Origin of the sequence: Rhizobium vallis, from assembly GCF_003985155.1 — a bacterium.
GTDB classification, from domain to species: domain Bacteria; phylum Pseudomonadota; class Alphaproteobacteria; order Rhizobiales; family Rhizobiaceae; genus Rhizobium; species Rhizobium vallis.
In genome coordinates this window covers 267650-279223 of the sequence record NZ_ML133695.1, presented here as the reverse complement: position 1 = coordinate 279223, position 11574 = coordinate 267650, and the positions used below count along the sequence as shown (strand labels likewise).

Below are 11574 nucleotides of genomic sequence, written 5' to 3'. Positions count from 1 at the left end.
CTGATACCATGGTGGGAGAGCTTCAAAGCTTATCCCGGAGAGAAGCGCGGGCCGCGAACGACGTCACAAACCGCACAGGCTGAAAACTCGTAGGCGCTTGACCTCGCCACGCCGATTAGAGAAGACAAAGTCGAGGGGCTGCTTTCGCAGCCCCTCGATCCGTTCCAGAAGGAAGGCGCAGCCGGCTACCGGATCTTGTCGAGCATTTTGTAATAGAGCCCCACCAGCGGCAGGAACCAGGGCTTGCCGAAATGACCGGGAACCGCCGGCCATTCCAATCCCTTGAGCGGGTTATGATCCGGGCGGCCGAGGATCGCGTCGGCGATCGTCATTCCGAGATGGGTGGAGAGCTGCGCGCCGTGGCCGGAATAGCCCATCGCAAACCATGCCCCGTCCTGATATCCCGCCCGGGGATAGCGATCGCTCGTCATGTCGACCAGCCCGCCCCAGCAATAATCGATCCCGACATCGGCGAGCTGCGGAAAAATTCGGCTGAGGCTGTCGTGCAGTATCGCACCGCTTTTGGCGTCGGAACGCTGATCTGACGTGGCGGAAAAGCGCGCCCTACCCCCGAAGATCAGCCGGTTGTCAGGCGCAAGACGCCAGTAATTGCCGATGTTCATCGAGTTCACGCAAGTGCGGTTGCCGGGCATTGTGTCCGCGATTTCCGTTTCCGTCAGCGGCCGCGTGGCGATGATGAAGCTGCCGACCGGGATGATGCGGCGGCGGAAATAACCGAAATTCGGCGTCGTATAGGCGCCGGTCGCGATCAGCACCTGATCCGCCGTCACGGCACCCTTGGATGTCTTCAGCAGGTGTCTGCCATCCGCTTGGCGATGGTCGGTGACGCCAGCCCTTTCGACGATCGTGGCGCCATGGCGCCGGGCGGCTTCCGCCAGTCCGACGACATAGCGCCCCATATGCATCATGGCGCTTTTTTTCGACAGCATCGCCCCGTAAAAGGGGGAGCCGACCTCGCTTTTCAGGTCGCTCGCCGACAGAAGAGCCGTCTCGCGATCGACCTCGGCATGCACCGCCTCGAAATTGCGGGCGATCGCTTCGTAATGCTGCGGCTTGGAGGCGAGCTTTAGCTTGCCGGCGCGGCGGAAATTGCAGTCGATCCCCTCCTCGGCGATGATCGCCTCGATGGTATCGATCGAGGCGTCGAACGCCTGGTAGAGCGCAATGGCGCGCTCCCTGCCGAGTTCGGCCTTGGCGCCGATGAAGCTGTGCGCAAGGCCGTTGTTGAGATGGCCGCCATTGCGACAGGAGGCTCCCCAGCCGATCCTCTCGGCCTCCAGCACGATGACGCGCGCACCTGCCTTGGCGAGCTGGCGCGCTGCTGCGAGCCCGGTAAAGCCGGCGCCGACGACCGCGACGTCATAATGGCCTTCCACGGGTCCCTGCGCAGCGTTGGCGAAGGCCGGAGCCGTGTCGTGCCAGTAGGATTGGAGCTTCATCGCCTCGCGTCCTCAGAGCCCGACGACGGCGGGCAGGTCCGAAATACCAGGAATCTCGACATAGCCGTAATAGGGGTTGGCAGGCTCGTGGCCGCGGTTGACCCAGACTTTGTTCTTGATCCCGAGGTCATGGGCCGACATCAGGTCGTAGCGGAAGGACGACGAGCAATGGAGAATGTCTTCGGGCCCGCAGCCCAGCATGTCGAACATATATTCGAAGGCTTGGAAGCGCGGCTTGTAGGCATTGGCCTGCTCTGCGGTGTAGACCGCATGGAACGGCGCTCCGAGCTTTTCGACGTTCGACATGATCTGCGCGTTCATGGCGTTGGAAAGGATGACCAGCGGAATTTCCTTGGCGACCTTGGCAAGGCCGGCCGGAACGTCCGGATGCGGCCCCCAGCTCGGCACGCGCTCATAGACCATCCGCGCGGCTTCCTCGCGGAATATTATGCCGTTGCGCTTGCAAGCCCGCTCAAGAGAATTGTGCACGACCTCATTGTAAGGCTTCCAGTCACCCATGATCTCGTCGAGGCGATAGGCGGCGAAGTTCCGGATGAACTCCAGCATATGAGGTTCACTCAGCTGCTCGCCATAGAGATCGCGGGCGGCCTCCGCCATTTGGAAGTTCGTTAGCGTGCCGTAGCAGTCGAAGGTGATGTATTTCGGGCGGAAGTGAGCCATGACGGTATCCTCTGATGTTCCAGCTGCTCTCATCATAGGCTGCGGCTTGAGCGTGTGCTCAGCTGAAATCCGGACCGTCGAAGCAGAATGTTTCGTATCCTGAGCCGGCTTTGGCAGAAGGTTGTGTGCGGCCGCCACCGCCAAGGCTCGTTTTGCCGGAGAGGTCTGCGGGGGGAATTGCGCCTGCCAGCATAAGATGCGGCGGGGCCTCGGGGCAACGCTATAAGATACTGCCGACACCAACGCCTTCAGACGATCTGCCGGTCGATCCTGCACCACACTTTGCGGCAAGAGATGAAGGACATCGCAATGCAGACACGTCAGATCGATCTCGTGGCTTTCGGCCCCGAACACCTGGAGGGCGCAGTTGAACTCTCCCGGCAGGCGGGCTGGCCGCACCGGCTGGAGGATTGGCAGATGGCCTTTGTCCTCAGTGAAGGCGCGGTTGCGATTAAAGATGGCCGGGTCGTCGGAACCGTGCTGACGACGATATACGAAGCCGACTGCGCCACCATCAACATGGTGATTGTCGACGAGGTGATGCGCGGGCGTGGCCTCGGCCGCAAGCTGATGGACGCCGCGTTGGAGCTCGCCGGCAACCGCCCCCTGCGGCTGGTCGCGACGGAGCAAGGGTCGCCGCTCTATGAAAAGCTTGGCTTCAGGGAGACCGGCGCCATCCGGCAGCATCAGGGCGTGGCGAAAGAGATTACCGCTTTGCCGGGGACGGAGGCCGCGACCGCCGGCGACATGGAGGCAATCATCGAACTCGACCGCCGCGCCTTCGGCGCCGATCGCAGGCGGCTGCTCGCCTACCTCGCGGCGGCCGGCGAATTTGCGGTGATGCGCCGGGACGGCCGCGTTTGCGGCTTCGCCGCACTTCGGACGTTCGGCCGCGGCGAGGTCATCGGTCCGGTTGTCGCTGGTAGCCTCGACGATGCCAAAGCCCTTGTCGCGCATTTCATCGCCCGGCGCCCCGGACAATTTCTGCGGGTCGACACCACAGTCGATACCGGGCTGGTGCCCTGGCTTGCCGAACAAGGTCTTGCCCATGTCGGCGGGGGGATCGCCATGGCAAAGCCGATGATCCCGGGCCGTGCCGATCCGGCCGCCGCCACTTTCGCACTCGTCAATCAGGCCCTCGGCTGAGGCAGGAGACGTCAATGTACAGCAATTCTCTCATCGAGCTCGACCGCGCCCATCTCGTTCATCCGGTTGCCTCCTATCGCGGTCACGAAGCGCAGGGCGTACGGGTTCTCGCCTCCGCCAAGGGGGCAACGGTAACCGATGCCTACGGCCGCCAGCTGATTGACGGCTTCGCCGGCCTCTGGTGCGTCAACGCAGGCTATGGCCATGAGACGATCGTCGAGGCCGCCACACGCCAGATGCGCGACCTGCCCTATGCGACGGCCTATTTCGGCCTCGGTTCCGAACCGGCCATCCGTCTTGCCGCCGAACTTGCCGAGCGCGCGCCCGGAGATCTGAACCATATCTATTTCACACTCGGCGGTTCGGATGCCGTCGACAGCACGATCCGCTTCATCCGCTATTACTGGATCGCCCGCGGAAAACCGCAGCGCGACCAGTTCATTTCGCTGGAACAGGGCTATCACGGCTCCTCGACGGTCGGCGCGGGTCTGACCGCGCTGCCGATTTTCCACGCCGGCTTCGGCATCCCTTTCGACTGGCAGCACAAGATTCCGTCGCCCTACCCTTATCGCAATCCTGTCGGCGACAACCCGCAGGCGATCATCGCGGCATCGCTTTCAGCACTTCGCGCCAAGGTCGAGGCGATCGGCCCGGATCGCGTCGCGGCCTTCTATGCCGAGCCGATCCAGGGATCCGGTGGCGTGATCGTGCCGCCCAAGGGCTGGCTGAAGGCGATGCGCGATCTCTGCCGCGAGCTCGATATTCTCTTTGTCGCCGACGAGGTGATCACCGGCTTCGGCCGCACCGGGCCGCTGTTTGCCTGCTCCGAGGATGAGATCGTTCCCGACTTCATCACGACCGCCAAGGGGCTGACCTCGGGCTATGTGCCGATGGGCGCGGTCTTCATGGCCGACCACGTTTACCAGGTAATTGCCGAGGGCGCCGGCGCTTCGGCGGTCGGCCACGGCTATACCTATTCCGCCCATCCGGTCAGCGCCGCCGTCGCTCTTGAAGTGCTGAAGCTCTATGAGGGCGGCTTGCTGGAGAATGGGAGAAAGGCCGGAGCCCGGCTGATGGCGGGCCTCGAGGCGATGAGGGATCATCCCCTGGTCGGCGATGTGCGCGGACGCGGCATGCTTGCGGCGATCGAGCTCGTGACCGACAAGCGGGCCCGTACACCGCTTCCGGCGCAAGCGCAGCCTGCCCGGCGCATTTTCGACCGCGCCTGGGAGAACGGCCTGGTGATCCGCGCCTTCGCCAACGGCGTTCTCGGCTATGCCCCGCCGCTCTGCTGCACCGATGCCGATATCGACGCGATCCTGGAAAGGACGCTCAAGACGCTCGACCAGACATTGGAGGACCCCGACGTCAGGCGGGCGCTGCGGGATTGAACCGCAGCCGGCGAAATACCGCCGGATGCCGATATTCGGAATTTTGTGCCGCATCACGGCGTCTATTCGGCGCAATCCATGCCGAGAAGGTGCCAAACTCCAAGTGAGCAGAAGCCAAGCACCCCTAAAAAATAGGGGTTCATCATAAGGACCCGGCGCGAAGCCGGGCTTGGGAACGACATAGATTTTTGCGAAGCGGCGGCAGTCCATGCCGCTTGCGCCCGACACTGGGGACACGACATGACGAAGTCTCTGCCTGAATTCAAATATATGAGTTTCGACGTCGTCGGAACGCTGATCGATTTCGAGAGCGGCCTGAAATCCTGCCTTCAGGAGATCGCGGCCGAAGCTGATGTGACGATCGACGGCGAGCAGGCGCTGACGCTTTATCGCGCTGCCCGCTACAGCGAGAATGCGTCCCTGTTCCCTGATGATCTCGTGCGCGTCTATCTCGCCATAGCCCCTGAGCTCGGCCTGCCCGTCGATAAGCGCTATGGCGAACGCCTGCGCGATTCAGCCAGGGCATGGAAGGCATTTCCCGACAGCGCGGCTGCGATGGCGCGGCTTGCCTTGGACTACCGGCTGATCGCCATGACGAATGCCCGCCGCTGGGCCTTCGACCATTTCTCCGAAGCGCTCGGCAACCCGTTCCATGCCGCTTTCACGGCTGATGACACCGGCACCGAAAAGCCGGATCCGGCCTTCTTCGAGAGCGTCTTCGATTTCGTGGCCGCCGAGGGCGCGTCGAAAAGCGATATACTGCATGTGGCCCAGAGCCAGTATCATGACATCGGCATCTCGCGCGCGCTCGGCATGACAAATTGCTGGATCGAGCGACGCCATGCGCAGAAAGGATATGGCGGCACCATCGAGCCGGCCGAATTCACCGAGCCCGACTACCACTTTACTTCAATGGCCGGCCTTGCCGAGGCCGTGACCGCAGCGCGGAGCTGATCCGCGGGAAGACCCGATCGGGGCCAAGCCCGCGTGGAGACGGGCAGCCCCCCAACCAGACGACAAAAGGGGAATGATATGACCAATAAGATCACCAACTGGACTGCGTCGGACGACGCAAAGATCGAAAACGCCATCCGCCGCGGCGCAACCCGGCGGGAGCTTCTGCAGATGATGCTGGCAGGCGGCGTCGCCATGTCGGCGGGCGGCCTGATCCTCGGCCGCGCCTCCAACGCGGTTGCGGCGACGCCCGTTGCCGGCGGCGCCCTCAAGGCGGCCGGCTGGTCGTCCTCGACGGCCGACACGCTCGACCCGGCAAAGGCCTCGCTGTCGACGGACTATGTGCGCTGCTGCTCCTTCTACAATCGCCTGACCTTCCTCGATAAGACGGGCACGCCGCAGATGGAACTTGCCGAGGCGATCGAATCCAAGGATGCGAAAGTCTGGACCGTCAAGCTGCGCAGCGGCGTAACCTTCCATGACGGAAAGCCGCTGACCGCTGATGACGTCGTCTTCTCGCTGAAGCGTCACCTCGATCCGGCCGTCGGCTCCAAGGTCGCCAAGATCGCCGCGCAGATATCAGGCGTCAAAGCGGTCGACAAACAGACCGCCGAGATCACGCTCGCCAATCCGAACGCCGACCTGCCGACGATCCTGTCGATGCACCACTTCATGATCGTCGCCGACGGCACCACGGATTTTTCCAAGGCCAACGGCACCGGCGCCTTCGTCCGGGAAGTGTTCGAGCCCGGCGTCCGTTCGGTCGGCATCAAGAACAAGAACTACTGGAAATCCGGCCCGAACGTCGATTCCTTCGAATATTTCGCGATCAGCGACGACAATGCCCGCGTCAATGCGCTGCTGTCGGGCGACATCCATCTTGCCGCCTCGATCAATCCGCGCTCGATGCGCCTTGTGGAAAGCCAGGGCGCCGGCTTCGTGCTGTCGAAGACGACCTCCGGCAACTATACCAATCTCAATATCCGCCTCGATATGGAGCCGGGCAGCAAGCAGTCCTTCATCGAAGGCATGAAATATCTCGTTAACCGCGAGCAGATCGTCAAATCGGCGCTGCGCGGCCTCGGCGAAGTCGGCAACGACCAGCCGGTTTCTCCCGTCAACTTCTATCGCGACGCCAATCTCAAGCCGAAGAGCTTCGACCCTGACAAGGCGAAGTTCCTCTTCCAGAAGGCTGGCGTCCTTGGGCAGTCGATCCCGGTCGTCGCTTCGGAAGCGGCGAATTCCTCGATCGACATGGCCATGATCATCCAGGCCTCGGGTGCCGAAATCGGCATGAAGCTCGATGTCCAGCGGGTCCCGTCGGACGGGTATTGGGACAATTACTGGCTGAAGGCGCCTGTTCATTTCGGCAACATCAATCCGCGCCCGACGCCCGACATTTTGTTCTCGCTGCTCTACGCATCGGACGCGCCCTGGAATGAAAGCCAGTACAAGTCGGAGAAGTTCGATAAGATGCTGCTGGAGGCGCGCGGCCTGCTCGACCAGGATAAGCGCAAGGCCATCTACAACGAGATGCAGGGCATGATCGCCGACCAGGCCGGCACGATCATTCCGGCCTATCTCTCCAACGTTGACGCGACCTCCGCCAAGCTCAAGGGCCTGGAGCCCAGCCCGCTCGGCGGCCAGATGGGTTACGCCTTCGCGGAATATGTCTGGCTCGAAGGCTGAGGAAGAGAGCGGCCGGGGGCTGAAATTGTCCCCGGCCTGCCTTCCCCTGCGTTATAATCCTCAACCGAATGCCGAAGGGAGCCCGCGCATGAACAAAGAGGTGCTGTCCCTCATATCGAACCGGTTGCTCATTGCCCTGGTCACCCTGGTGATCGTCTCCTTCGCCGTGTTTTTCGCCACGACGATGCTGCCCGGCGATACGGCGACCATCCTACTCGGGCAGGCGGCAACGCCGGAAGCCGTCGAAGGCCTGCGCAAGGCCATGCATCTGGACCAGCCGGCGATCCTGCGCTTCCTCAGCTGGCTTTACGGACTGCTTTCCGGCGATCTCGGCACGTCCTACGCCAACGACATGCCGATCAGCCAATTGATCGGCGGCCGCTTCGTCAACACGCTGAAGCTCGCAGGCGTGACCGCGCTGTTCTCAGTGCCGATCGCGCTGACCCTCGGCATCACCGCAGCGATGCTGCGCGGTTCCGTCTACGACCGGATCGTGACGATCCTGACCATCGGCGTGATTTCAGTGCCCGAGTTCATGGTGGCGACCTCGGCGGTACTGATTTTTGCCGTCTATCTCCGCTGGCTGCCGGCGCTGTCGCTTGCCAATGAAGTCCACTCGCTTGCCGATATGCTGCGTGTTTACGCCATGCCTGTCATCACGCTCACCTTCGTTGTCTCAGCGCAGATGATCCGCATGACGCGCGCAGCAGTCGTCGAAACTCTGAACACGCCCTATGTCGAGATGGCTCTCCTGAAAGGCGCGTCGCGAACCCGCATCGTCCTGAGGCATGCCCTTCCCAACGCGCTCGGCCCGATCGTCAACGCGATCGCCCTGTCACTCTCCTACCTGCTCGGCGGGGTGATCATCGTCGAGACCATCTTCAACTATCCCGGCATCGCCAAACTGATGGTCGATGCGGTCGCCACCCGCGACCTGCCGCTGATCCAGAGCTGCGCGATGATTTTCTGCCTCGGCTACCTGATCCTCATCACGCTTGCCGACATTATCGCCATTCTTTCCAATCCGAGGCTGCGATGACATCCGATATCCAACAACGACCAGCCATGACGCGCCGGCTCGGCTACCGCTTCAACCTCGTCGGGCTCCTCGGGCTTGCCGTCATTCTCATCTGGGCCTTCATCGCGATTTTCGCGCCCTTGCTCATCCCCTACCCCGTCGGCGAGATCGTCGATACCGATTATTTCGGTCCGATATCCCAGCAGTTCTGGATGGGGTCGGATTATCTCGGCCGCGACGTGTTCTCGCGCATCCTGATGGGCGCGCGCTACACGGTCGGCATCTCGCTTGCGGCCGTAACCATCGCCTTTTTCAGCGGCGTCGTGCTCGGAATGATCGCGGCTGTGGCCGGTGGCTGGCTCGACACCCTGCTTTCGCGCTTTCTCGATGCGATGAACTCCATCCCGGGCAAGCTCTTCGGCCTCGTCGTGGTCGCAGCCGTCGGTTCGTCTATTCCGGTGCTGATCCTGACGCTTTCGGTGATCTACATACCGGGGTCTTACCGTTTCGCGCGGGCGCTCGCCGTCAACGTCAATTCCATGGATTTCATCACCGTCGCCCGCATCCGTGGCGAAAACACCCTCTATCTGATCCGCTCGGAAATTCTGCCCAATATCGTCGGGCCCGTGCTTGCCGATCTCGGGCTCCGCTTCGTCTTCATCGTTCTCCTGCTCTCCGGCCTCTCCTTCTTGGGGCTTGGCGTGCAACCACCCTATGCGGACTGGGGCGCGCTGGTGCGCGAAAATATCGGCGGCCTGCCTTTTGGCGCGCCCGCCGTCATGTTCCCGTCGCTGGCGATCGCCAGCCTCACGATCAGCGTGAACCTGCTGATCGACAATCTGCCGCAGAAAATTCGAGATCGGAGCGAGTGATGACCAATCTCGTCGAAATCCGTGACCTCAGGGTCGAAGCCACCACCGATTCCGGCCGCCGCGTCGAAATCATCCGCGGCGTCAGCCTCGACATCGCCGAGGGCGAGATCGTCGCGCTGATCGGCGAAAGCGGCTCCGGCAAGACGACGATCGCGCTCAGCCTGATGGGCCATTGCCGGCCGGGCTGTCGCATTTCAGGCGGTAGCGTCTCGCTTGACGGCAAGGACATGGTCAAGCTTGGCGAAAAACAGCGCGCCAGGCTGCGCGGCACGGAGGTCGCCTATGTGCCGCAATCGGCCGCCGCCGCCTTCAACCCCGCCATCACGATCATGGATCAGGTGATCGAGGTCACGCGCATCCACGGGCTGATGTCGGCCGAAGAGGCAAGGAGGCGTGCGGTCGAACTCTTCCGGGCGCTTTCCCTGCCTGAACCGGAGATCATCGGCACACGCTATCCCCATCAGGTCTCCGGCGGCCAGCTGCAGCGTCTTTCGGCGGCAATGGCGCTGATCGGCGACCCGAAGCTGATGATCTTCGACGAGCCGACGACGGCGCTCGACGTGACGACGCAGATCGAAGTGCTGCGCGCCTTCAAGTCGGCCATGAAGAAGGGCGGCATATCTGGCGTTTACGTCTCGCACGACCTTGCCGTCGTCGCCCAGATCGCCGACCGGATCGTCGTGCTGAAGGGCGGCGAAGTCCAGGAGGCCGGCACGACGGAAGAGATCCTCACCGCGGCAAAACATCCCTATACACGCGAGCTGCTCGCTGCTTTCGAGCCGAAGGCGCGCAATCCCGAAGCCGATGGCGCGGCCGTGCCGGCGCCGCTGTTGACGATCGAAGACGTCGTTGCCGGTTACGGCCAGCGCCAGGCCGATGGCCGGCCCCTGGTCTGCGCCGTCCAGCAGGTGAGCCTCAAGGTCGAGAAAGGACGCAATCTCGGCATTATCGGCGAATCCGGCTGCGGCAAGTCGACCCTTGCCCGCACTATCGCTGGCATCCTGCCTGCCGCCTTCGGCAAGATCGTCTTCGACGGCAAGGAACTCGGTCACAGCGCCCGCGAACGCTCGCGCGACCAGCTGCGCGAGATGCAGATCGTCTTCCAATATGCCGATACGGCGCTGAACCCGGCAAAATCGGTCGAGGATATTCTCGACCGGCCGCTCGTCTTCTACCACGGTATGCCGGCCAAGGCGCGCAGCGCCCGCGTCGACGAATTGATGGACATGGTCCGTCTGCCGCGCAGCCTTCGCCATCGCCGGCCGGGAGAGCTTTCGGGCGGGCAGAAGCAGCGCGTGAATTTCGCCCGCGCGCTCGCCGCCGATCCGAAGCTGATCCTGTGCGACGAGATCACTTCGGCTCTCGATACGGTGGTCGCTGCCGCCGTGATCGATCTGCTCAAGGAATTGCAGCGGGAACTCGGGCTCTCCTATATCTTCATCAGCCACGACCTTTCGGTGGTCGAGGCGATCTGCGACGAGATCGTCGTGATGTATGACGGCAGGAAGGTCGAGGAAATCACACCCGAAAAGATCAAGGCGGCGCAGCATCCCTATTCCCAGCTGCTCTTCTCCTCGGTGCCGAAGCTCGATCCGGCCTGGCTCGACGGGCTGACACAGGATCCGGAACTGGTGCGCGCCTATAGCAGGGGTTAGGACCGGCGCTGGAGCCGCGCACCTTTGTTGGAAAGGTTCAGAGCGGAAACAGGCTCGTCAGCGGCATATGGGCCCTGACGATCGGCGACTTCAGCACCACGAAGCTGAAATATTTGTCGATGCCGACATCCATGTCGGTGAGACGTTCCATGATCGTCTGGTATTCGCCGATCCCCGACGTGACGAATTTGACGAGGTAATCATAGCCGCCGGAGACGAGATGGCACTCGATGACCTGCTCGACCTTTTCGATCGCTGCGAGGAAGCGGGCAAAATCGATCTGCCGGTGGTTCTTCAGGGTGATCTCGGTAAAGACCGTTAGCGTCTGGCCGAGCTTGCCGACGTTGATCTGCGCCGAATAGCCTTCGATGTAGCCCTCCGCCTGCAGCTTTTTGACCCGCATCAGGCAGGGGCTCGGGGAGAGCGCCACGAGGTCGGCCAGTTCCACATTGGTGATGCGCCCATTCTTCTGCAGTTCGTGGAGGATCTTGACGTCAATACGATCGAGTTTCACGAAGCACCTATTCGGGTTATGGCCGACGGAACACGGCAGATTATGCTGCAGCTTTCCCTTGATTGAAGGTAACACATTGCCTCTACCTGTCTATTTCGTTTTGCGCGTCGGCGCGAAGCACAACTGTCTGCACGCTTCCGGCAAGACGGCATGTTCTGCTGCCGGCCGGTCGAACTCCAGCAACGCCGCATGCG

10 protein-coding genes are annotated in these 11574 nt (G+C 62.3%); 7 read left to right on the top strand and 3 right to left on the bottom strand.

All coding sequences use genetic code 11. The annotated features are described in order from the left end of the window. Positions 1 to 185 precede the first annotated feature (185 nt). Both EFQ99_RS25865 and EFQ99_RS25860 read right to left on the bottom strand, forming a co-directional pair. Entirely contained in the window at positions 186 to 1460 is a 1275-nt protein-coding gene (locus EFQ99_RS25865; protein ID WP_126924050.1) for an NAD(P)/FAD-dependent oxidoreductase, read from the bottom strand. A gap of 12 nt (positions 1461 to 1472) precedes the next feature. Further along, the gene (locus EFQ99_RS25860; RefSeq protein WP_126924049.1) at positions 1473 to 2141 is read right to left on the bottom strand and encodes a haloacid dehalogenase type II; all 669 of its coding nucleotides are present in this window, start codon (positions 2139 to 2141) and stop codon (positions 1473 to 1475) included. A 309-nt stretch (positions 2142 to 2450) separates the two neighbouring features. Here EFQ99_RS25860 and EFQ99_RS25855 point away from each other — a divergent pair, with 309 nt between their 5' ends. The 7 genes from EFQ99_RS25855 (at position 2451) to EFQ99_RS25825 (ending at position 10866) form a co-directional block, all read left to right on the top strand. Beyond that, on the top strand, positions 2451 to 3287 hold the full coding sequence (locus EFQ99_RS25855) for a GNAT family N-acetyltransferase (protein WP_126924048.1): 837 nt from the start codon (positions 2451 to 2453) through the stop codon (positions 3285 to 3287). Positions 3288 to 3301: 14 nt separating this feature from the next. After that, positions 3302 to 4678 (top strand): aspartate aminotransferase family protein, encoded by a 1377-nt coding sequence (locus EFQ99_RS25850; RefSeq protein ID WP_126924047.1) that lies wholly within the window; start codon positions 3302 to 3304, stop codon positions 4676 to 4678. Positions 4679 to 4918: 240 nt separating this feature from the next. Then, positions 4919 to 5632, top strand: coding sequence for an HAD-IA family hydrolase (locus tag EFQ99_RS25845; RefSeq protein WP_126924046.1), 714 nt, complete (start codon positions 4919 to 4921; stop codon positions 5630 to 5632). A 78-nt stretch (positions 5633 to 5710) separates the two neighbouring features. Next, positions 5711 to 7321 (top strand): ABC transporter substrate-binding protein, encoded by a 1611-nt coding sequence (locus EFQ99_RS25840; protein WP_126924045.1) that lies wholly within the window; start codon positions 5711 to 5713, stop codon positions 7319 to 7321. Positions 7322 to 7409: 88 nt separating this feature from the next. Beyond that, on the top strand, positions 7410 to 8360 hold the full coding sequence (locus tag EFQ99_RS25835; protein ID WP_126924044.1) for an ABC transporter permease: 951 nt from the start codon (positions 7410 to 7412) through the stop codon (positions 8358 to 8360). Beyond that, positions 8357 to 9211, top strand: a complete 855-nt coding sequence (locus tag EFQ99_RS25830; protein ID WP_126924043.1) for an ABC transporter permease — start codon at positions 8357 to 8359, stop codon at positions 9209 to 9211. The genes EFQ99_RS25835 and EFQ99_RS25830 overlap by 4 nt, the downstream gene beginning before the upstream one ends. Continuing rightward, positions 9211 to 10866, top strand: a complete 1656-nt coding sequence (locus EFQ99_RS25825) for an ABC transporter ATP-binding protein (RefSeq protein WP_126924042.1) — start codon at positions 9211 to 9213, stop codon at positions 10864 to 10866. Before EFQ99_RS25830 ends, EFQ99_RS25825 begins: the two co-directional genes overlap by 1 nt. Before the next feature lie 37 nt (positions 10867 to 10903). Here the strand turns inward: EFQ99_RS25825 and EFQ99_RS25820 are convergent, their stop codons facing one another. Beyond that, positions 10904 to 11380 (bottom strand): Lrp/AsnC family transcriptional regulator, encoded by a 477-nt coding sequence (locus tag EFQ99_RS25820; RefSeq protein WP_008532606.1) that lies wholly within the window; start codon positions 11378 to 11380, stop codon positions 10904 to 10906. Positions 11381 to 11574 lie beyond the last annotated feature (194 nt).

Excerpts from the sequence above, each read along its gene's own strand:
- EFQ99_RS25825 (WP_126924042.1), top strand. The coding sequence starts at position 9,211 with ATGACCAATCTCGTCGAAATCCGTGACCTCAGGGTCGAAGCCACCACC.
- EFQ99_RS25860 (WP_126924049.1), bottom strand. The coding sequence starts at position 2,141 with ATGGCTCACTTCCGCCCGAAATACATCACCTTCGACTGCTACGGCACG.
- EFQ99_RS25850 (WP_126924047.1), top strand. The coding sequence starts at position 3,302 with ATGTACAGCAATTCTCTCATCGAGCTCGACCGCGCCCATCTCGTTCAT.
- EFQ99_RS25845 (WP_126924046.1), top strand. The coding sequence starts at position 4,919 with ATGACGAAGTCTCTGCCTGAATTCAAATATATGAGTTTCGACGTCGTC.
- EFQ99_RS25835 (WP_126924044.1), top strand. The coding sequence starts at position 7,410 with ATGAACAAAGAGGTGCTGTCCCTCATATCGAACCGGTTGCTCATTGCC.
- EFQ99_RS25855 (WP_126924048.1), top strand. The coding sequence starts at position 2,451 with ATGCAGACACGTCAGATCGATCTCGTGGCTTTCGGCCCCGAACACCTG.
- EFQ99_RS25840 (WP_126924045.1), top strand. The coding sequence starts at position 5,711 with ATGACCAATAAGATCACCAACTGGACTGCGTCGGACGACGCAAAGATC.
- EFQ99_RS25865 (WP_126924050.1), bottom strand. The coding sequence starts at position 1,460 with ATGAAGCTCCAATCCTACTGGCACGACACGGCTCCGGCCTTCGCCAAC.
- EFQ99_RS25830 (WP_126924043.1), top strand. The coding sequence starts at position 8,357 with ATGACATCCGATATCCAACAACGACCAGCCATGACGCGCCGGCTCGGC.